The sequence below is a fragment of the Nocardia concava NBRC 100430 genome (assembly GCF_000308815.1).
Classification (GTDB): Bacteria; Actinomycetota; Actinomycetes; order Mycobacteriales; family Mycobacteriaceae; genus Nocardia; species Nocardia concava.
Window position 1 is genome coordinate 1 of the sequence record NZ_BAFX01000100.1, and the last position, 20,937, is coordinate 20,937.

Sequence of the window (20,937 nt, forward strand, 5' to 3'; positions counted from 1 at the left end):
CGGCTGATCACGTGCACATCCGCGCCGGAGGCGATGAGCAGTCCGAGCCGCCGCTGCGCCACCGTGCCGCCGCCGACCACGACCACGCGGCGGCCGTTCAGATCGAGGCCGACCAGGTAGTTCGGGTCGCCGGTCGGGGCTTGCGAATCCGGAACCGGCTGGTCATCGGGGGTGGCTGACGCGTTCTGCACAAGGATTCAATCTACGGCGTGGCCGTCGGCGCACGACAATCGCCCGGCATCCGTGCGGCAATCGATAGGAACTTCACCGGGGTGACGGTCATGTTGTGACGAGGAGTCGGTGACAAGTTCCGCCGAAACCCAGCCGGTCGTTTCTATGCTGGATAGCTATGACCCGCTGCGCCGTGTTGATCCGCAGTTGTCTGCTCGCCGCGCTGATGGTGTTGGGGGTGCCCGCCATCGCCGGCCACGCGGAATCGACAGTGGAGGCGGCCTATTCGCAACCCGGTCCTTGGGCGGTCACAGCACAGCGCGACTTCGCCTGTTGCGATTCCAAGGGGTCTGCCTACGACATCTGGTACCCGGCGAACCTGGGCGCCAACGGATTCCGGCATCCCGTCATCACCTGGGGCGACGGCACCAACGCGCATCCGAACCAATACGACTACCTGCTGCGGCATTTCGCGTCCTGGGGCTTCGTGGTGATCGCCACCGAGAACTCGGCCACCGGGTCCGGCGTCGATATCGCCGGGGCGGTCGACAAGCTGCTGGCGCTGGCCGCCGATCCGAGCAGCGTGTTCCATGACCGGCTGGACGCGGATGCGGTTGGCGCGGTGGGGCATTCCCAGGGAGCCACCGGCGTCCTCAACGCCATGCTGAATTCGGGCAGCCGGATCAAGACCGCGATCCCGATCGAACTCCCGGCGCAGTTCTGGTGTTTCAACGGCGGTTGCACCGATCCGAGCCGGATATCCGGCGGTTCGGTGTTCTTCGTGAACGGTTCGGCGGACACCGTCATCTCGCCATCGGAGCAGGCGCTGCCGCCGCAGATGGTCGGGCCGCAGTCGCTGCGCGCCTTCTACGACGCGGTGCCCACCAGCGTCCCGAAGGCGTGGGGCACGCTCGCGCGGCTGGACCACAATGACGTACAGGGCCAACCGGATTGCGCGAGCGCGGGCTTCCCCTGCACGGCCGGTGTCTACGGCTATCTCGGCTATCCGACCGCCTGGCTGGCCGCCCGCCTGCTGGGCGACGCCACCGCCGCGCGGGCCTTCGCCGCGGGCGGTGAGTTCCTCGCGCCGAATCCGGCCTGGGGCAACCAGATCAGCGATATCGCTACCCCATGACCTTGCCGAAGTTCGCGTCCTCCTGAATGAGGTGCAGGCCGCGACCGTGACGCAGGGGAAGTTGATCGAGGTCGACACGGTCCAGGGTGATGGTGACCGGCTGTCCGTCCAGCCGACCGTCGAGCACCAGCCGGTCGGGAGCGGGCCGCGTGTAGCCGAGGTCGCCCAGCTCCGTCGCCGGGTCGGTCCGCAGCACCAATCGGTGTGCGCCGGTGTCGATCTGCGCGCCCAGCGGCATCAGCTCGTCGTCCATGCGCTGGGCCACGGCCATCTTCGGTCGATCGAAAACCAGTCGCCGCCAACGGCTCTCATCGGTCAGCAGGGGCGGCACCGACTGGCCGTCGCGAGTGAAGTCGGTGACGGTCCAGATGCCGTACAGCTCGGATCTCGACTTGTCGCCACGCAATTCGCGCCAGTTGTCCGCCCCGATCCAGGCATAACCCGCACACAACCACGCGATCAGCAGCACCTGGACGGCGGCCGCCCAGCGCACCGCACGGCGGCTCCGGAACGGCTCCGGCGTCGCGGCGGGTCCGGCGGCCCGGCCGGTCAGCACCGCGACCAGCCGCGGCAGCTCCGGCGCCAGCAGGACCAGGCAGAGCAGCATCAGATGGAACGACAGCAGTTTCACCGGCACGTCGAAGGTCATGTTCAGCACCCACACCTGCGCCATGCTCACCAGGCTCAGCAGCACACCCGCGAGCTGGGTGCGCGGGAGCAGCAGGAGCACGCCGCCCAGGATCTCGGCGGTGCCGAGCAGGATCTCGTACGTCGGCGAGACGCCGACCTGGTTCCAGAGCACGCTCATGGGCGCGAAGTCGCCGTACGGGGTGAGCAGCGTGGCGAGACCGGGCTCGACCATCTGCGTCGGAATCGCCTTGGCGAACCCGTATCCGAGCATCTGACCGGCCAGGCACAGCCGGATGAAGAGCAGGAACCACCCGGCCAGGCGGCGGTATTCGGTGCGGCGGCGGTCCAGCACCGACCAGAGCACGGCCCCGGCCACCGCGATCACCAGCATGCAGAACACCAGGACCCAGAGCACCGCCTGATCCCCGCTGCCCGTCTCGTGCAGCGCCACGTCCGTGCCGAAGACGGTGCGGCCCACCCACTTCACCAACGGCAGCGACGGGCTCATCCAGAGCCGCGGCCAGTCGTCGGGAAGCAAACGCTGTAGCAGTCCCGCGAAGGCGATCAGCATTTGCGGATAGAACACGCAGAAAAGGCCGAAATACAGAAAGCTGAAACGAAACAGAATCCGCGTGGCCGGATTCCAGCGCGGTGTGGAATCCGCCGCCCTCCCGTCCAGATCGGTCGCGGATTCGGCCGTCAGCACACTCATCGCACTACCCCTCGCTTCATCGATCCGGAATCTCCAAGGTTAGGAATCCCAGGTCCCCGAGCGCCTCCGTGATGACCCTGAGCCGACCCGGAATATGCCTGATAGGAAGTACTTCTCGCGGCGTACGTGCCAGCACGACCGGCCCTGAGCGACCAACCCCCATCCCGGTGACCGGAACTGCTGAAACGGGTCTTCCCGATCCCCTTACGGCGTGATTTAGAACGCGTTACATTTCACCCATCAGCACCCGTGCAGGGAGGACCACATGACTTCGGCCAACGCCGATCCCAACCAGCGGATGGAACTCACCGTCTCCGATCAGAATCTCGACGAACTCGCGGCGGAGCTCGCGCAGTGGCTCGGGACCAAGGTCGAGGCCGACGAGCCGCCGCGGGTCACCTCGATCACCCGCCCGCAGGCGGGCGGCATGTCGAGTACGACGCTGCTCTTCGATGCCGAATGGACCGAGCAGGGTAAGGCGGCGGGCGGCTCCTTCGTCGCACGGCTCGCGCCGGACACGAATTCGTTCCCGGTCTTCGAGAACTACGACCTGGCAACGCAATACGCCGTGATCGCCGGGGTCGCCGAGGCCACCGACCTGCCGGTGCCGCCGCTGTGCTGGCTCGAGACCGGCTCCGACAATGTGCTGGGCGCACCCTTCTTCGTCATGCGGCGGGTGAGCGGCCGGGTGCCCGAGGACAATCCGCCGTACGTGTTCGTCGGCTGGCTGCACGAGGCCAGCGCGGAGGATCGGTACAAGGTGACCCGCCACACCGTGGACATCATTGCCAAGATCCACTCGATTCCCGATCCGGCACAACGGTTCCCGATGTTCGACGGCGAGGGTTCGGCGCTGCGCCGGCACTTCGACGCCCAGAAGGCCTGGTACGACTGGGCGCTCGCGAACGACGGCTACCGGATTCCGTTGCTGGAGCGCACCTTCGAGTGGCTGGAACAGAACTTCCCCACCGATACCGGGCCCGACGTGCTCAGCTGGGGCGACGCCCGGCCGGGCAATGTCATGTTCGACGAATTCGATCCGGTCGCCGTGCTGGACTGGGAGATGGCCGCCATCGGGCCGCGCGAACTCGACATCGCCTGGACCATCCTCATCCATCGGTTCTTCCAGGACATCGCCACCCGCTTCGACCAGCCGGGCCTGGCCGACTACATGCGCCGCGCGGATGTGGAGAAGCTCTACGAGGAGGCCACCGGGCACGCGCCGCGCGATATGGACTGGTACCTCATGTACGCCGCGCTGCGCCACGGCATCGTGATGGCCCGCATCCGCCGGCGGATGATCCACTTCGGCGAGGCCGCCGACACCGATGACCGCGACGACTACGTGATGCACCGGCCACTGCTGGAAGCCATGCTCGACGGCACCTACTCCTGGGATTGAGATGACGCAGAATCAGATCATCGCGCTCGACGAATACCCGATCCACCAGACCCCGCTGTCCATGTCGCGGGTCGGGACCAGCGATCGGAACTTCTACGACCGCAACTACTTCAACGCCCTCGACAAGGGCAATGACATCTTCCTGGTGACCGGGTTCGGCGTGTACCCGAACCTGGGCGTCACCGACGCCTTCGCCACCGTGCGCCGCGGCGACACCCAGCGGGCCGTGCGGTTCTCCGACGCGCTGGGCGAACGCAACCTGAACCCGAAGGTCGGCGGCTACCGCATCGAGATCGTGGAGCCGCTGCAGAAGATCCGGGTGGTGTGCGAGCACGAGGACCTGTCGTTCGACCTCACCTGGGAGGGCGCGTTCCCGGCCGTCGCCGAGCAGCCGCACACCATTCTCACCGGCGTGCACCGGCCCATCATCGACGCGCAGCGCTTCGCACAGGTCGGAACCTGGTCGGGCACACTGCATGTCGACGGCGACGATATCGCGGTGGATCCGTCCGCGTGGTGCGGCACCCGCGACCGGTCCTGGGGTATCCGCCCGGTCGGCGAATCCGATCACCCGGGGCGGCTGGCTTCCGAACCGTCCGAAGGGTTCTGGTGGCTGTACGTGCCGCTGCTGTTCGACGAGTTCTCCATCATCGTCATCGTGCAGGAGGAGCCCAACGGGTTCCGCACCCTCAACGACGCCACCCGCATCTGGAAGGACGGGCGGATCGAGCAACTCGGTTGGCCGCGTGTGCATCTGACCTACAAGCCGGGCACCCGCATTCCGACCAAAGTGCGGCTGGATCTCACCACGGGCGAGGGCAAGCCGCTCGAGGTCGAGGTCGAGGCGGGCACCTTCATGGCGCTCAATGTCGGCTGCGGCTACGGCGGCGACCCGGACTGGCAGCACGGGCAGTGGAAAGGTCGCGAATGGGTCGAGAGCAAGCTCTACGACCTGAGCGATCCGGGGATCGCGGGACGCATTCCGTTCGGCGTCATCGACCATGTCGGCAAGGCCCGGTGCGGGGACGCGGAGGGCTGGGGGCTGTTCGAGCACGGCACTATGGGCCGCCACGATCCGACCGGGTTCGCCGACTGGGGTTCGGTCGCGCCCTGAGTCTCTGACACACCCGCGCTGAGTACTCGCGGTCCGCGCCGGCCCCAACCACACGGCGCGGATCGCGTGGCCGGGCGTCGTACCAGTCCACTACGACGCCCGGCCTTCTACTGCATCCGCAGTACGGCCCACGGCCTCCCCTCGGACGATGCGGACTACAGAGCCGCTCGACGAGCCTTTTCGCATGGCCAAATTCCTGTACCGGCTGGGCCGCTTCGCCTTCGAGAAACGCCGCCTGGTCGTCCTGCTCTGGTTGGGCATCCTGGCCGCCTGCGCGATCGGCGCGGCCAACGCCCCCAGCGCCCCACCCGACTCATTTTCCATTCCCGGCACCGAATCCCAGCAGGCGTTCGACCTGCTGAGCGAACGCTTCCCAGGCACCAAATCCGATGGGGCGCAGGCCCGCATCGTGTTCGTCGCACCGGACGGGCAGCAGATCGGCGCTGATACCAACCGAGCAGAGGTTCAACAGGTCATCGCTGAGGCAGCGGGTGGCGGGCAGGTGAAGGGCGTGCTCGATCCGTTCCAGACCGGGGCGGTGAGCAAGGACGGGACCACCGCCTACGCCACCATCAGCTACGGGGCGACCCCGCAGGATCTCACCGACGCGACCAAGGACGCGCTGACCACGGCCGTCGACAAGGGGCGAGCCGACGGGCTGAAGGTCGAGATCGGCGGTACCGCCCTGCAGGCCAAACCCGAAATGGGCGGGGCGACAGAGGTTATCGGCATCGTGATCGCGGCGATCGTGCTGATGATCACCTTCGGCGCGGTGGCGGCGGCCGGGTTGCCGTTGATGACCGCGCTGATCGGGCTGGGCGCCGGGGTCGCGGCCATTGTGGCGGTCGGAATGTCCACCACCACAACCACACTCGCCATGATGCTCGGGCTCGCGGTGGGCATCGACTATGCGCTGTTCATCGTGTCGCGGTATCGCGCCGAACGGCTCGAGGGGTACGGCCCCGAGGAGGCGGCGGGGCGTGCGGTCGGAACGGCCGGATCCGCAGTGGTTTTCGCGGGATTGACGGTTGTCATCGCGCTGGCCGGACTGAGCGTGGTGGGTATTCCGGTGCTCACCAAGATGGGCTTGGCGGCGGCCGGAACGGTCGCGATCGCCGTCACCGTGGCTTTGACGCTGCTGCCCGCGCTGCTCGGCTTCTTCCAGCGAGCCGTGCTGCCGCGCGCGTTCCGGAAGAGCCTGGGCGACAAGGAGGTTGCGTTCACGCCGGACGCGAAGCCGAATATGGGCACGCGCTGGGCGCGGTTCGTGGTGCGGCGGCCGGTCGCGGTGCTGCTGCTGAGCCTGCTCGGGCTCGGTGCGCTGGCGCTGCCCGTGACCAGCCTCGAAATGGGTATGCCGAGCGATGAATCGCAGCCCACCTCGACGACGCAGCGACGCGCTTACGACGATCTGGCCGCCGGGTTCGGTGCGGGTTTCAACGGGCCGCTCACGGTGGTCGTCGATGCCAAGGGTGTCGCCGACCCGAAGGCCGCCGTGGAACGTGCGACCGAAACCCTGGCCGCCACTTCGGGTGTCGTGTCGGTGTCGCCCGCCATGTTCAATCAGGCCGGTGACACCGCCATGCTGACGGTGATCCCCAAGACCGGTCCCGCGGCGACCGAGACCAAGGACCTGGTGCACACGCTGCGCGGCGAAACGGACGGGCTGCGGGCGGCGACCGGTGCGACCGTGCTGGTCACCGGCACGACCGCGATGAACATCGACCTCTCGCAGAAGATGCAGGACGCACTGCTGCCGTATCTCGCGGTCGTGGTCGGACTGGCGATCATCCTGCTGATGCTCGTGTTCCGCTCGATCGCGGTGCCGATCAAGGCCGCGCTCGGCTTCCTGCTCTCGGTGGGCGCCGCGTTCGGTGTGATCGTGGCGGTCTTCCAATGGGGTTGGCTGGCCGGGCTGCTCGGGGTGCATCAGACCGGGCCGGTCATGAGCATGATGCCGATCTTCCTGATCGGCGTGGTGTTCGGCCTCGCCATGGACTACGAGGTGTTCCTGGTGACCCGCATGCGGGAGGCGTTCGCGCACGGTCAGAGCGCGGAGGACGCCATCGTCACCGGGTTCAAGCACAGTGCGCGGGTGGTGGTCGCGGCGGCGGCCATCATGATCGCGGTGTTCGCCGGATTCATCGGCGGCGGTGAACCGATGATCAAGATGATGGGCCTGGGCCTCGCGGCGGCGGTGTTCTTCGACGCGTTCATCGTACGCATGACCCTGGTCCCCGCGGTGCTGGCGCTGCTCGGCGACAAGGCGTGGTGGCTGCCGCGCTGGCTGGACCGGGCGCTGCCGAATGTCGACGTGGAGGGCGAGAGCCTCGCGCGGCGGGAACCCGAGAAGGAGCTCGAACCCGCACTGGTCTGAGGCCGATCGACCCGGTAGGCCGTCCCGCGTGGGCGGCCTACCGGCTTGTCGGGAGGGCCGCGGATTAGTGTCGGGACGACAGGATTGGAGCAGCATGAGCGCGGGATGGTCACAGTGGCCGGAACGACACGGCCGATTCGTCGATGCGGCGACGGCCGTCCTGCTCTGCGCGTTGGCCACGTACGCGAGCATGATCGTCAACCACGCCGGGGAGGGTGGGCCGGTCGTCTATCGGTCGCCGTCGTTGGCGGTGTTCGGGTGGTCGGCGCTGGCCTCGCTGGCGTTGTTCTTCCGGCGGCGGTACCCGCGGGCCGTGCTCGCGGTGACCACGGGATGCGGGATCGCCATCGCCGCTTCGGGTTTCGAACTCTCGGCGATCTCCGTGGGTGCCGCATTGGTGGCGGTGTACTCGCTGGGCCGGTGGGAGGATGCGCGCCGGGCGAAGATCGCGGGGCCTGTCGCGGCGGTGACGTTGCTGGCCGCGTCGTTCTTACACGATCCGTCGCCGGTGCTGACCGGGGCCCGGATCAGCATAATCGCCGGACTCCTGGTGGCCGGGGCCTTGGCCGAGGCGACCCGCAACCGCGCCAACTACCTCGCCGCTCTGCGCGCCCGAGCCGAACTCGCCGAACGCACCCGCGAGGACGAGGCGCGACAGCGGGTCGGCGAGGAGCGGGTCCGCATCGCGCGCGAACTGCACGACATCGTCGCCCACCACATGGCCCTCGCCCATGCCCAAGCATCCACCGCCGCATACCTTTTGCAGAGCAAACCCGACCAGGCGCAGGAGATGCTGGACCAGCTGGCCGACACCACGGCCGCCGCGTTGCGGGAACTCAAGGCGACCGTCGGCCTGCTGCGCGAAGACGACAGTGACGCACCACTGGAACCGACACCCGGACTCGATCAACTGCCCGAACTGCTGGCATCCTTCGAACGCGCCGGGCTCACCACCACTTTGACCCTGACCGGTGCCCGCCGCCCCCTCTCCCCCGGAACCGATCTCACGGCCTACCGGATCATCCAGGAGGCGCTGACCAACGTCACCAAACATTCCCGAACCACCACGGCGACAGTACGACTCGTGTACTCGCGACTACTGTTGACCATCAGCGTGATCGACGACGGACCGTCCGAACCCGTACGCGCCGAAGCGGATTCAATGTCCGAACCGGACTCCGAGATCGCCGGCTACGGCCTGATCGGCATGAACGAGCGAGCCGCCTCCGTAGGCGGTCACCTGCACGCCGGCCGCCGCCCCGACGGCGGATTCGAAGTCACCACCGAACTTCCCCTGGAGCCGCAATGACCATTCGAGTGCTGCTGGCCGACGATCAAGCCCTGCTCGCCGGAACCTTCCGGCTGCTGATCGACTCGGCCGACGACATGGAGGTCGTCGGCATCGCCGGAAATGGCCGGGAGGCAGTCGATTTGACCCGAACCACGAGGCCCGACGTAGTGGTGATGGACATCCGCATGCCCGGAGTAGACGGCCTGACCGCAACCCAGGAAATCTGCGCCGACGAATCCCTGCGCGACACGCGGGTGCTGATCCTCACCACATTCGAACTGGACGAGTATGTGGCACAAGCACTCCGAGCCGGAGCCAGCGGCTTCCTCGGCAAAGGCGTCGGCCCCGAAGAACTACTCCGCTCCATCCGATCCATCGCCGCCGGAGACGCCCTACTCTCCCCCGCCGCCACCCGCACCCTCATCTCCCGCTACCTGGCACGCCCCGAAAGCCGAGTGGCGGCAGCCGATTCCCTGGACGTGCTCACCGCCCGCGAGCGAGAGGTGGTCGCGATGGTCGCCGAAGGGCTGTCCAATGAGGAGATCGCCGAGAAGATGTACGTCAGCCCACTGACCGTTCGCACTCACGTGCAGCGGGCGATGTCGAAAGTTGGGGTACAGAACCGGGCGCAGTTGGTGGTGATCGCGTTTCAATCCGGGCTGGTGCGGGTGGAGCCGCCTCGGCGAGATCAGGGTTCGGGCCACCAGTAGTTGGCCACCAGGTAGAGGCTGAGGATTACGCCGGGGATGTAGATCAGGGCGGCGATGCCGATTCCCCAGATGGGGGTGCGGCGCTGGCGAAGGGCTATCCGACCCAATTGCCAGGCCAGGGCTCCCGCGATTGCCCAGATGTAGATGGGTAGCATGCCCAGGCTCAGCAGGATCAAGGGTGAGCAGGGGTGGCGCCAGCCGCAGAACTCGGGGACGCCTTCCATATCGCTGATGATCAAGAACGATAGGAAGAAGGTCAGGCAGAAGCCGATCAGGCCGAGGAAGCGCCACCACATGAGGTAGGTGCGCCAGCGGTCGGGGGCGAGGGTGGGGTCTGCCACATGTCAAAAGATAAAGACCCAAAGAGCAAGAACCAAAGACCAAAAGACAAAAGACGCCTGGAGAAGGGAGAGGAGGTGGCTGGGTTGGGCACCTCGGTGGCGGCACCAGCCTCCTCGAGGCTCGGGCGCGCAGCGGCCCGGGGTAGAACACTCAAAGACACCCGTCGCGTGTCCGATTCGCCCAGTTGCTGTCATCGAGCGGCACATTTTGGAGGCGGGATTAGGGAGGAACCGGACAAACACCCTCCGGGATGTGCCGCTCGGTGAAAGGGAGGGGGGATGACGGGGAGGGGTTTTGGGTCTTTGTCCTTTTTGGTTTTGTCCCTAGAGGTGATGCGTGCAGTCCGTGGGCCGGGATCGGCGAGTGACGGCTCCCGGCCCGGCGTCAGCCCAAGTCCGGCAGGGCAGGCGACGCAACCACACTTCGTAGTTTGCTCTGCGCACGCCCGGGTCGCAGGAGCGGCCGGGTCAGGCTGCGCGAGTACCCCACTCCCGGCAGCGTGCGGCGATGCTAGTGGCGACCCCCTCGCCGAGGTGATGTTTCTCGTTGACTTGCACCGCGGCTGCGGGATCGAGTGCCTTGGGTGCGATCCACCCGACGCGACCCGGATGAGCGGAGTGCTGATCACCCATCACGGTGGTCCAGCCCTGGGCGCTGTCGTTGACGAGGGCGTGGTGGTGGTCGCACACCAACGTGAGGTTGTTGATGTCGGTGGGACCGCCCTTGGCCCAGTCGATCACGTGATGGGCAGCGCACATCGATGCCGGGGCATCGCAGTCGGGGAAGGTGCAGCCCCGATCGCGGGCGATCAGCGCCAAACGCTGCCCCGGGGACGCGAGACGTTCCTGACTCGGGTTGGTGAGCGGCTTGCGAGCCTTACTCATGTAGAGCGGCATGCCATCCCCGTCGAAGACCACCAAGACCGGGCGGGTCCCGTCGGCCATCTTCATTGCTTCGTTGAGCGACATGTGGCCGCCGGTGGCGGTGGTCGCGATCCCGGCGCCGCGCTCGAGATCGGCCAGGCTCATGGTCAACGTGACCTGGACGGGCATGCCACGGTGGTGGCCGAGCTTGCCGAAATCCACATCGGGCTGCAGCAACGCCAACAGGGCATCATGGTTGCGCTGCCCGACATCACGGCGGTCACGACGCGCGGCCGCCTCCAGGATGTCCGAGTCGACAACCGCGCCGACGGCGGGGCTGTCGACATCCTCGATGTTGCACATGCCCGGGCGCGCCAGCTTCGCCAACGCCGCATCCAGGCACGCCCGCAGCTCCGGGGTCAGCCAGCCTTCGATCCACGACATGCCGTCCACACCCGGACGCCCCAGCACGATGCCGCGCTTGCGGCGACGGTCGGCGTCGTTGATCACCTTCCCGTCGGGATCGAGGCGGGCGAGGATCTCGCGTCCGATCTTGGGCAGGTCATCGGGCCAGAGCCCTTCACGCGACTTCTCCACCAACAACGCTTCCGCGTGAGCGCGGGCGTCGGCGGGGATGTCGGCGGGCAGATGGGTCATGATGTCCACGATGTGACGCACGTGGTCACGCGAAATCGCGCCTGCTTCAAACGCTTCCGCGGCCACCGCCAACGCGGCGGGGCGCAAGTGCCCGGTCGGCTCATGCACCGCCGCGCACTGGCGGGTGATCTTCACCCGCACCGACGCGTCATGGGCCGACAAACCCAGAGTGTGGCGCAGGAACGGCACCAGCTTGCCCGCACCGGACTGCTCGGGCAGCGAACGGTCAGAGGCTTCCAGAATCAATGTCGAATCCAACGCCGCCAACTGACGCTTACAGGTCTCCAGCTGCCGCATCAACACCACGACATCGGAATCGGAAAACTGAGTCAGCCCGCCAGGCCGGATTACAGCCGAAAGGGTCTCCACCGCGGCCGCCAATTCAGCGATCCCGCAGTCATCGAGAGACTTCCCCTTCGAACCCATGTGCTAATTCTACCGCTATATCCAACAGCCGGGAACCCGAAATGTCCGGTGCCACTTACCTTTTCAGAATGTCGGTGTTATCTGATTGTTGCCGCAGCAATGACCAGACCAGAAACAATTGTTTTCGAGCAAACCAATTCCCGACCCCCGCTTGCCAATATCGCCGCTGCCTCAGCGACGCTCCCCGTTCCAATCGCCGCCGCGACCCGCTCCGACGGCCTGGAAACCGATATCGACGCCAACTCCTCAGCCGCGAATCCGACGCCCACCGCTCCCAATTGCTCAGCGGCACGCAGGAATCCAGGCTCCGCCGCCCGCCGGTCGATCGTGGCGAGACGGTCGACCACAGCGTCTCCGACCGCAACCCGCACGGCCGCGACAATCTCCTCTGCCGACGTACCCGGACGGAACCCGACCCCGACCGCCAGCTCAGGCAAGGGCATGGGACCGGGCGAAATCGGCTGCGGCGGAGACGAAGCCGCCGACGGCGGCGGGATTCCCGGCGGGATGGGTGTGGAGATAGGACGCGTGGACGTTCTGAAGACTCGCCCCTTCGCGGACTGTTTCTCCGGTCGGCGAACGCCAAGCCCACGCAGGTGCCGCCGAGCCGGGGGTAGTGAGGCGGGTGCGGTGGAATTCGTGACCTCGTACGCGTTCGCCAGCGCTCCAGAGTGGAGAGTCGTTGAGCGCCACGGCGTCTCGATAGCCGAGGGTCAGGCGCGGGCCGAACTCGGCGTCGGCGTCGAGCACTCCCGCCATGCGGTGGCCGTCGAGCGTGCGGGTCAGGTAGAGGAGGCCCGCGCATTCGGCGTGGATGGGCAGGCCACGGGCGGCGAGGTTGGCGATCGAGGCGAGCAGGCCGGTGTTGGCGGCCAGGTCGGCGGCGTGTTCCTCCGGGAATCCACCAGGAACGACCAGACCAGCTGTGCCGGAAGGCAATTCATCGTGGAGCGGGTCGAAAACCTGAACCTGCGCGCCCGCAGCGGACAAGAGTTCGCGGTGTTCCGCGTAGCCGAAGGTGAAGGCCGGACCACCGGCGATGGCGACGACCGGGCCGGACTCCACAGCGGTCACCTCGTCGGCCGGGTTCCAGGCCTGCCCCTGCGCACCCGATGCGGCCAGCGCTGCCACTGCCTCCAGATCGATATGCGCCGCAACGAGATCCGTCATGGCGTCCACAGCCGACTGTGCGGCGGACCCGTGTTCGACAGCCGGGATCAAACCGAGATGCCGTGACGGTACGGCCAGTTCGGCCATCCGAGGCAGTGCGCCCAGCACCGGCAGGCCGACCCGCGCGCAGGCCGCGCGCAGCACCTGCTCATGCCGTTCGCTGCCGACCCGGTTGAGAATCACTCCGCCGAGGCGAATTCCGCTGTCGTAGGTAGCGAATCCGTGGAGCAGCGCCGCGAGGCTCTGGCTGTGGCCGCGGGCGTCGACCACCAGGATCACCGGTGCGCCGAGCATGGCGGCGATCTGGGCGGTGGACCCCTCGGCGATGGGGTCGGTGTTGTGTTCGTCGATGCGGCCGTCGAACAGGCCCATGACGCCCTCGACCACCGCTAGATCGCATCCCGCGCTGCCGTGCAGGTACAGCGGCACCACCCGCTCAGCACCGACCAGCACCGGATCCAGATTCCGTCCCGGCCGCCCGGCCGCCAACCCGTGATACCCCGGATCGATGTAATCCGGCCCCACCTTGAACGGCGCGACCCGATGCCCGGCCCGCCGCAGGGCGCCGATCAATCCGGTGGCGACCGTGGTCTTTCCGCTCCCCGAGGCGGGTGCCGCGATGACGACCGCGGGTGTGGTCACCATTCGATGCCGCGCTGGCCCTTGCGGCCCGCGTCCATCGGATGCTTCACCTTGGTCATCTCGGTGACGAGGTCGGCCGCATCGATCAGAGCCTGCGGGGCATCGCGGCCGGTGATCACGACATGCTGGTTGCCGGGGCGATCGCGCAGGGTCTCGACGACCTCGTCCACGTCCACCCAGCCCCATTTGAGCGGGTAGGTGAATTCGTCCAGCACGTAGAACCGATGCTCCTCGGCCCCGAGCCGCCGCTGGATCTCCTTCCACCCGGCCAGCGCCGCCGCCGCATGGTCCTCATCGCTCCCCTGTTTGCGGGTCCACGACCAGCCCTCGCCCATCTTGTGCCACTCGACGGCACCCCCGACGCCGGTCTCGTCGTGCAGCTGCCCGAGGGTCCGGAAGGCGGCCTCCTCGCCCACCTTCCACTTGGCGCTCTTCACGAACTGGAACACCGCCACATCGAAGCCCTGGTTCCAGGCCCGCAGCGCCATCCCGAACGCCGCGGTCGACTTCCCCTTCCCCGGCCCCGTGTGCACCGCCAGCACGGGCAGATTCCGACGCTGCCGCGTCGTCAGCCCGTCATCCGGAATGCTCTCCGGCAGCGGCACACCCTTCGGCATCGACCCCAACTCCTTCCACGACAACCTGTCCGGGGATTCACGGTGCCATACCCCTCGAAAGCGGCGGCTCCCGGCCCGGACTGCGGTCGTCAGGAGTTATTGGAGATGCCTCGGAGCAGGGTGAAAAGGCTCTCGACGACGAAGGTTCCGGCAGCGTACGCCACCTCGCCGTAGCCGGGGCCGCGCCCGGCCGTCGAATTGCCAGGTCCCGCAGTCCCGCTGCTGCTCGGCATCTTCAGCAGCGCGCCGTAACCGGGACCCCCGGCCTCGGCTATCTCGCGTGCTGATTTCCCCTCGCTGGATGCATTGGGCTGTTCTTTCCAGCCGTGCGTGTAGTAGCCCATTGCCGCCCCCGTTGCTCGGACGATCCCGGCGCTCACGGCACCGGTCGGATCCACCCAATTGTAGGCAGCCACAGCGCCTTTCGGCGGGTCGCCGTCAGCTCAGTGCGTGCGCGATGGCTCTCACGGCTCCGACGACTCCTCGGGCCATGGCCTCGAGGAGGGTCTCGGCCGCGGTCTCGACCGCGATATCGCGCGCGCCGTCGACGGCCCGTGCCCGGAGCTTGCGGCGTCGGAGGAAACGCACCGGGTCACGCCGCCCTGGCGCCGCGGACGACGTCGGCGACGGCGTCGCCGGTCAGGTCGGTCAGCGGGAGGTAGCCGCCACGTAGTTCGGCGGCGAGGTCGCGGGCGAGGCCCAGGCGGATCATGCCGCGTTCGCAGTCGACGACCATGGCGGTGACCACATCGCGGGCGAGCATGCGAGCGGCGGCCCGGGCGCGCAGAACCGGGTCGGTGCCGCCGGTGGCACGGCCGTCGGTGAGCAGGACCAGCAGCGGGCGGCGGTGCGGATCGCGGACCCGCTCGCGGCGGAGCAGGTCTCGGGCCTTCAGAAGCCCCTGGGCGAGCGGGGTTTTGCCGCCGGTGCGCAGGTCCGCGAGGCGGCGTACGGCGATATCGACCGAGGACGTCGGAGGCAGGACGAGTTCGGCGTCCTGGCCGCGCATGGTGATGACGGCGACCTTGTCGCGGCGTTGATACGCATCGCGGAGCAGGGCCACCACCGCGTTGGTGACGGCGGAGAGGCGGTCTCGGGCAGCCATGGAGCCGGAGGTGTCGACCACGAACACGACCAGATTGCCTTCGCGCCCTTCGCGATACGCGCCGCGCAGGTCGGCGGGAGCGAACGCGAGTGGGCCGGTCAGGCGGCCGCGCTCGTACTGATGGGGGATCGCCGCGAAGATGGTGCCAAGAAGGTGCAAGCCGGTCGAGGTGTCCTCGGTGGCGTGCACGACGCGGCCCTGGCGGGTGCGGGCACGGGAGCGGCGACCGGGTGCGCCCTCGCCTACGCCGGGGACCTCCCAGCGCGGAGGTTTGGGTAGGGATGCGGTGGGAGCGGCTACCCGGCCCTCGCGGGCGGGGCGGTCGGCGGCGGGGTTGCGCTCGCCCCGGCCGCCGTCCAAGTTCGGGGGCGGGTTCTGGCCTGCTCCGGGCGAATCCGGGCCGCCGTCCGGGAGGTCAGGGCCCGAGTCCGGACCATGGCCGTCGGAGTCCGGGCCCTCCGGCCGAGGGTCCGCGCCGCTGTCGTGCGAATCCGGCCCGGAGGCAGGAGAATCGGCGGCTTCGGAGTTCTGGCCGGTGTCATCGCCCGACCCGCTTGCCGGATCCTGCGGCCCCGCACCGTTGTTCGGCGGGACCGCTTCACCTTTTCCCAGGCGGTCGTCTCCCTCGGCGCGCGCGGCTTCCTCGGCGGCCTGGTTCATGGCGTCGTCGAGTTGTTCCTCGCTGATGCCGGGTTCGTCGAACGGATCCCGCCGACGGCGGTGCGGCAGGGCGAGTTCGGCGGCTACACGAACGTCGGCCTCGGTGACCGCGGTCGCTCCGCGCCAGGCGGCGTGGGCGGTTGCGGTGCGGGCCACCACCAGGTCCGCGCGCATGCCGTCGACGTCGAAGGCCGCACACAAGGCCGCGATGCGGCGCAGCTCCACATTGTCGAGCGCGACCTCGGCCAGGCGGTCGCGCGCGGTCAGGATGCGTTCGGCCACTTCACGATCGGCGGCCTGATAGCTCGCGGCGAAGGCGTTCGGGTCGGCCTCGTAGTCGAGGCGGCGGCGAACGACCGCCATGCGGACGTCCACGTCACGGGAGGCGACCACATCCACGGTCAACCCGAACCGGTCCAGCAGCTGCGGGCGCAGTTCGCCCTCTTCGGGATTCATGGTGCCGACCAACACGAATCGCGCGGGGTGGGTATGCGAGACACCGTCACGCTCGATGTGAACCCGTCCCATGGCAGCCGCGTCCAGCAGGACGTCGACCAAATGGTCATGCAGCAGGTTCACTTCGTCGACGTAGAGCACCCCGTGATGCGCGGCCGCCAGCAGCCCGGGCTTGAACGCCTGCTCCCCGTCCCGCAGCACCCGCTCCAAATCCAGCGAACCAACCACCCGGTCCTCGGTAGCGCCAACCGGCAACTCCACCAATCGCGCGGGCCGCGCCCCGGACTCGTCGACAACCGGCGGCAGCAACTGCGCCAGCGCCCGCACCACGGTCGATTTCGCGGTCCCCTTCTCCCCGCGCACCAGCACGCCCCCGATCCCGGGATGCACCGCACACAGGATCAAAGCCAGCTGCAGCCGCTCCTGCCCCACTACAGCGGAGAACGGAAACCCGGCCTCATCACCGGCCGTATGGACGCTTTCGGAGTAAGCCACAGGAGAAACCGACACGCCCCAACTCTATGCGCGCCCCGAACTCCCCCGGCCCACCCCCCTCGCCGAACGGATGCGCAGATACTCGGGGAAGGAGGTACCGATGAGTTCACCGCACGCGCCCACCCCGGAAGCTGTTCTCTCCCTGCTCGCCACCGCGCTCGCCGAAGGCTGCCCCGACGACGCGGCCTCGCTCTACGAGCCCGACGCCGTCTTCTTCTATTCCCCGACCACCGCCCCGGCGACCGGCTCCGACGAAATCCGTTCCGCGCTGGCCGATCTCGTCTCGATCCACCCGGTGATGCGCAACAACATCCTGCGCACCGTCATCGCCGGCGACATCGCCACGGTCGTGAACGCCTGGCACATCGACGGCACCCGCCCCGACGGTCAGCCCATCGCCATGTCCGCCACCAGCACCGACGTCCTCCGCCGCCGCCCGGACGACTCCTGGGCCCTCCTCATAGACGACCCCTGGGGCGTCCGCCCCACTCCCTGACGGCCGGGAAAGCAACCGCGCCCGCTGTGGGTTTCACAGCGGGCGCGGGGTGTTCCAAGGGGGTGCGGGTTAGCCGCGGCGCATCGGGATGTGGGGGATGCCGTCCTCGATGTACTCTTCGCCGTCGACCTTGAAGCCGTGCTTGGTGTACATGTCGACCAGGTAGGTCTGGGCGTTGAGGCGGACGGTGGCCGAACCCGCTTCGGCCAGGGCGGCCTGGAGGAGGCGGGTGGTGTAGCCGTGGCCGCGGGCCTCGGGGGTGGTGCAGAGGCGGCCGATGCGGAAGGACTTCACGCCGTCTTCGTGTTCTTCCATGAGGCGGAGGGTGCAGATGACCTCACCCTCGTCATCGAGCCAGAAGTGGCGCGTTTCCGGCAGCAGGTCGAAACCGTCCAGTTCCGGGTAGGCGCACTTCTGCTCGACGACGAAAACCTCTACGCGAAGTTTCAACAGCTTGTACAGCGTCGCGGTGTCCAGGTCTTGGGACCACGACCGTTTGAGAGCAACCGTTGACATCATCGCGTCTTGCTATCACATCTAGGCGTGCGAGGCCATACCGGCGTGCTTCGGCGTGTTGTCGGAGTCCAGCTGCAGGGCCTTGGTGGACCAGTCCCAGACCTCGCGGTACAGGGCCTGGTTCTCCGACAGCTTGACGCCCAGCGACGGCACCATTTCCTTGAGTTTCGGCTCCCACGTGGAGAATTCGCGCGGGAAGCACTTGCGCATCACGTCGAGCATGGCGCTCACACAGGTGGACGCGCCCGGCGAGGCGCCGAGCAGACCGGCGATGGTGCCGTCCTCGGCCGCGACGACCGCGGTGCCGAGCTCGAGCACGCCGCCCGCACCCTTGCGACGGATCACCTGCACGCGCTGACCGGCGATGATCAGCTCCCAGTCCGAGCCGTCGGCGCGCGGGATGAACTCCTCCATCGCGCCCACCCGACCGGCCTGCGACTTGAGCAGCTCACCGACCAGGTAGTTGACCAGGCCCATCTCGGTGACGCCCACGCCCAGCATGGAGAACAGGTTGTTCGGCTTCACCGACTTGATCAGGTCGGTCAGCTTGCCGTCCTTGAGGAACTTCGGCGTCCAGCCGGCGTAGGGGCCGAACAGCAGGCCCTTCTCACCGTTGATGACGCGAGTATCCAAGTGCGGCACCGACATCGGCGGCGCGCCGACCGAGGCCTGGCCGTACACCTTGGCCTCGTGCTGGGCGACCAGGTTCGGGTTGGTGGCGCGCAGGAACAGGCCCGACACCGGGAAGCCGCCGAAACCGGAGATCTCCTTGATGCCCGACTTCTGCAGCAGCGGCAGCGCACCGCCGCCCGCGCCGACGAACACGAACTTGGCGTTGATCACCCGCACCTTGCGGCTGCGCAGATTGCGCACCTTGACCAGCCAGGAGCCGTCGGACTGCTTGGTCAGGTTGAGCACCTCGTGGCCGAACGCGATATCCGCGCCGGACGCGCCCAGGTAGGCCAGCAGTTCCTTGGTGAGCTCGCCGAAGTCGATATCGGTGCCGTGCGAGGACCAGTTCAGCGCGATCGGATCGGAGAAGTCGCGGCCCTTGGCCATCAGCGGTAGTCGCCGGCTGAATTCGGCTGCGTCGTCGATGAATTCCATCCCCTCGAACAGCGGATGCCGCGACAGCGCCTCGTAGCGCTTGCGCAGGTATTCGACGCCGTCCGCGCCGTGGGTGAAGCTCACGTGCGGGATGGGATTGATGAAGTTCGACGGGTTGGCCAGCACGCCGTTCTCGACCGCGTAGGACCAGAACTGCCGCGAGACCTGGAAACGCTCGTTGATGTCGATGGCCTTGGCGATCTCGACCGAGCCGTCGGCGTTGCGCGGGGTGTAGTTCAGCTCGCACAGGGCCGAGTGGCCGGTACCGGCGTTGTTCCAGGGATCGCTGCTCTCCCCGGCGGCCTCGTCCAGTCGCTCGAAGATATTGATCGACCAGTCCGGCTGCACCTGACGGAGCAAGGCGCCGAGGGTGGCACTCATGATGCCGGCACCGATGAGTACTACATCGGTCTTTTCAATCGTGGCAGCGTTCGACACGGCGTTCGTCGACTTCCTTGTCCTTTGTGGGTCACCAGGTGGGGGTTAGGTTACCCGTCGTTCACTTGAGCTCAATTCTGCCCCTGACCATTCCCGAATCCCGCGCCGAAATCCCTGAATGTGAGAGATCCCTCCCAAATGGACAGCGTTGTGCCACGGTCTATCTTGGCCTTGTGACCTCCGATACGTCATCCACCACTTCGTCGACCACCACCTGGCAGCCCGACGTGCTGGGCGACGACTACCAACAGCTCACGATCCCGATGGGACCGGACCCGGACGGCGAGGGCGATGTGGTCGCCACGCTGGTCCGATACACCCCGGCCAAGGCCCCGGTCGCGACCAAGGCCGTGCTGTACGTGCACGGCTTCACCGACTACTTCTTCCAGGAACACCTGGCCCAACACATGGCCGCGCGCGGATACGCCTTCTACGCGCTGGACCTGCGCAAATGCGGCCGTTCGCAGCGGGCCGGGCAGACGCCGCACTATGTGAGCAGCCTGGAGCTCTACGACGTGGAGCTGAACCGCTCCCTGAAGACCATCCGCGAGGAGACCGGTCTGGATGTGCTCGTCATGGCGCATTCGACCGGCGGCCTGGTGACCTCGCTGTGGCTGAACCGGCTGCAGTCCGCGAACGGCGCACGCGCGCAGGGCATTACGGGCCTGGTGCTCAACAGCCCCTGGTTCGATCTGCAGGGGCCGGGCTACTACCGCTCGATCGGCACGCCGCTGCTGGAGGGGCTGGGCCGGTTGCGCGGGTTCGCGAAGATCCCGCTGGGCGTCTCCACCGCCTACGGCGACAGCCTGCACAAGAGCGTCTCCGGTGAATGGGACTACAACCTGGACTGGAAACCGTTGAGCGGCTACACCGTTCACGCGGGCTGGCTGCGGGCCATCCGGCGCGGGCAGTTCCGGCTGCACAAGGGCCTCGACATCGGGGTCCCGGCGCTGATCCTGCGGTCCAAGATCACCAAGTTCATGCGCAAATACGGGCCCGCCGCCGATCTGGCGGACCTGGTGCTCGACGTCAAGCAGATCCAGCGCTGGTCGGGCTGCCTGGGCGACCGCACCAATATCGTGCCGATCGAAGGTGCGCGGCACGACGTGTTCCTGTCCGCGGAAACGCCGCGCGCGCAGGCCTTCGGTGAACTGGATTCGTGGCTGGAGTGGCTGGCGAAAGCACCGGAGACCGGTGCCTGATCACCAGAAGCTGGTGCGCAGCACCACTTCGGTGGCTAGTTCGTGGCCGGCTTCCGAGGCCACATCCGTGACATCCATGGGGACCAGCCGGAATTCGCCGTAGACGAACCGGCTGGAACCCTCGGCCACCGGGCGCGGCAGGCGCTTGGTGGCCAGCAGGGTGGTGGGGATCTCCACCGGCGGGCAGGAGGCATCCTTGACGC

20 protein-coding genes and 1 pseudogene are annotated in these 20,937 nt (G+C 67.6%); 8 read left to right on the top strand and 13 right to left on the bottom strand.

The genetic code is table 11. From position 1 onward, the window contains the following. A partial coding sequence (locus ON43_RS46335; protein WP_040810849.1) for an NAD(P)-dependent oxidoreductase occupies positions 1 to 191 on the bottom strand: 191 nt, incomplete at its 3' end. Positions 192 to 349: 158 nt separating this feature from the next. Between ON43_RS46335 and ON43_RS23300 the strand changes: the two genes are divergently transcribed. Then, positions 350 to 1,306, top strand: a complete 957-nt coding sequence (locus tag ON43_RS23300) for a poly(ethylene terephthalate) hydrolase family protein (protein ID WP_040810851.1) — start codon at positions 350 to 352, stop codon at positions 1,304 to 1,306. On the opposite strand, the gene ON43_RS23305 is transcribed toward ON43_RS23300, so the two are convergent. After that, complete coding sequence (locus ON43_RS23305) at positions 1,296 to 2,648, bottom strand: hypothetical protein (RefSeq protein WP_040810853.1); 1,353 nt, start codon at positions 2,646 to 2,648, stop codon at positions 1,296 to 1,298. The genes ON43_RS23300 and ON43_RS23305 overlap by 11 nt on opposite strands. A 265-nt stretch (positions 2,649 to 2,913) precedes the next feature. Here ON43_RS23305 and ON43_RS23310 point away from each other — a divergent pair, with 265 nt between their 5' ends. The 5 genes from ON43_RS23310 (at position 2,914) to ON43_RS23330 (ending at position 9,542) form a co-directional block, all read left to right on the top strand. Then, complete coding sequence (locus ON43_RS23310; protein WP_051179015.1) at positions 2,914 to 4,050, top strand: phosphotransferase family protein; 1,137 nt, start codon at positions 2,914 to 2,916, stop codon at positions 4,048 to 4,050. 1 nt (position 4,051) lies between these two features. After that, positions 4,052 to 5,164: an Rv3169 family protein gene (locus tag ON43_RS23315; protein WP_040810855.1), complete on the top strand. Its 1,113-nt coding sequence runs from the start codon at positions 4,052 to 4,054 to the stop codon at positions 5,162 to 5,164. Between the two features lie 184 nt (positions 5,165 to 5,348). Beyond that, entirely contained in the window at positions 5,349 to 7,541 is a 2,193-nt protein-coding gene (locus ON43_RS23320; RefSeq protein ID WP_040810857.1) for an MMPL family transporter, read from the top strand. Positions 7,542 to 7,635: 94 nt separating this feature from the next. Further along, positions 7,636 to 8,850 (top strand): sensor histidine kinase, encoded by a 1,215-nt coding sequence (locus ON43_RS23325; protein ID WP_040810859.1) that lies wholly within the window; start codon positions 7,636 to 7,638, stop codon positions 8,848 to 8,850. Further along, positions 8,847 to 9,542 (top strand): response regulator transcription factor, encoded by a 696-nt coding sequence (locus ON43_RS23330; protein ID WP_040810861.1) that lies wholly within the window; start codon positions 8,847 to 8,849, stop codon positions 9,540 to 9,542. Before ON43_RS23325 ends, ON43_RS23330 begins: the two co-directional genes overlap by 4 nt. On the opposite strand, the gene ON43_RS23335 is transcribed toward ON43_RS23330, so the two are convergent. The 8 genes from ON43_RS23335 to ON43_RS23365 all read right to left on the bottom strand — a co-directional run bounded on the left by ON43_RS23335 (position 9,521) and on the right by ON43_RS23365 (position 16,990). After that, entirely contained in the window at positions 9,521 to 9,883 is a 363-nt protein-coding gene (locus ON43_RS23335; protein ID WP_040810864.1) for a hypothetical protein, read from the bottom strand. The genes ON43_RS23330 and ON43_RS23335 overlap by 22 nt on opposite strands. A gap of 468 nt (positions 9,884 to 10,351) precedes the next feature. Beyond that, positions 10,352 to 11,830 carry an HNH endonuclease signature motif containing protein gene (locus ON43_RS23340; protein ID WP_083913649.1) on the bottom strand — a complete coding sequence of 493 codons (1,479 nt, stop codon included), beginning with the start codon at positions 11,828 to 11,830 and terminating at the stop codon, positions 10,352 to 10,354. A gap of 77 nt (positions 11,831 to 11,907) precedes the next feature. Further along, positions 11,908 to 12,273, bottom strand: coding sequence for a cobalamin biosynthesis protein (locus ON43_RS23345; protein WP_051179018.1), 366 nt, complete (start codon positions 12,271 to 12,273; stop codon positions 11,908 to 11,910). Next, positions 12,260 to 13,645, bottom strand: coding sequence for a cobyrinic acid a,c-diamide synthase CobB (locus tag ON43_RS23350; RefSeq protein WP_040810866.1), 1,386 nt, complete (start codon positions 13,643 to 13,645; stop codon positions 12,260 to 12,262). The genes ON43_RS23345 and ON43_RS23350 overlap by 14 nt, the downstream gene beginning before the upstream one ends. Continuing rightward, entirely contained in the window at positions 13,639 to 14,259 is a 621-nt protein-coding gene (gene cobO, locus ON43_RS23355; protein WP_040810883.1) for a cob(I)yrinic acid a,c-diamide adenosyltransferase, read from the bottom strand. Before cobO ends, ON43_RS23350 begins: the two co-directional genes overlap by 7 nt. Positions 14,260 to 14,348: 89 nt before the next feature. Continuing rightward, entirely contained in the window at positions 14,349 to 14,675 is a 327-nt protein-coding gene (locus tag ON43_RS23360; protein ID WP_157514149.1) for a hypothetical protein, read from the bottom strand. A gap of 22 nt (positions 14,676 to 14,697) precedes the next feature. Continuing rightward, the gene (locus tag ON43_RS44965) at positions 14,698 to 14,847 is read right to left on the bottom strand and encodes a hypothetical protein (protein ID WP_157514150.1); all 150 of its coding nucleotides are present in this window, start codon (positions 14,845 to 14,847) and stop codon (positions 14,698 to 14,700) included. Between the two features lie 4 nt (positions 14,848 to 14,851). Beyond that, positions 14,852 to 16,990: a magnesium chelatase subunit D family protein gene (locus tag ON43_RS23365; protein WP_245568714.1), complete on the bottom strand. Its 2,139-nt coding sequence runs from the start codon at positions 16,988 to 16,990 to the stop codon at positions 14,852 to 14,854. 85 nt (positions 16,991 to 17,075) lie between these two features. Here ON43_RS23365 and ON43_RS23370 point away from each other — a divergent pair, with 85 nt between their 5' ends. Next, the gene (locus ON43_RS23370) at positions 17,076 to 17,471 is read left to right on the top strand and encodes a YybH family protein (RefSeq protein ID WP_040810872.1); all 396 of its coding nucleotides are present in this window, start codon (positions 17,076 to 17,078) and stop codon (positions 17,469 to 17,471) included. Between the two features lie 69 nt (positions 17,472 to 17,540). Here the strand turns inward: ON43_RS23370 and ON43_RS23375 are convergent, their stop codons facing one another. Then, positions 17,541 to 17,990, bottom strand: a complete 450-nt coding sequence (locus tag ON43_RS23375) for a GNAT family N-acetyltransferase (RefSeq protein WP_040810874.1) — start codon at positions 17,988 to 17,990, stop codon at positions 17,541 to 17,543. An 18-nt stretch (positions 17,991 to 18,008) separates the two neighbouring features. Beyond that, complete coding sequence (mqo, locus tag ON43_RS23380) at positions 18,009 to 19,532, bottom strand: malate dehydrogenase (quinone) (protein WP_040810875.1); 1,524 nt, start codon at positions 19,530 to 19,532, stop codon at positions 18,009 to 18,011. Positions 19,533 to 19,795: 263 nt separating this feature from the next. Between mqo and ON43_RS23385 the strand changes: the two genes are divergently transcribed. Continuing rightward, a complete protein-coding gene (locus ON43_RS23385) occupies positions 19,796 to 20,734 on the top strand; it encodes an alpha/beta hydrolase (protein ID WP_051179025.1) in 939 nt (312 codons plus the stop codon). Here ON43_RS23385 and ON43_RS44970 read toward each other — a convergent pair. Then, positions 20,735 to 20,937 (bottom strand): annotated as a pseudogene (locus ON43_RS44970) (alpha/beta hydrolase); the annotation flags it as partial.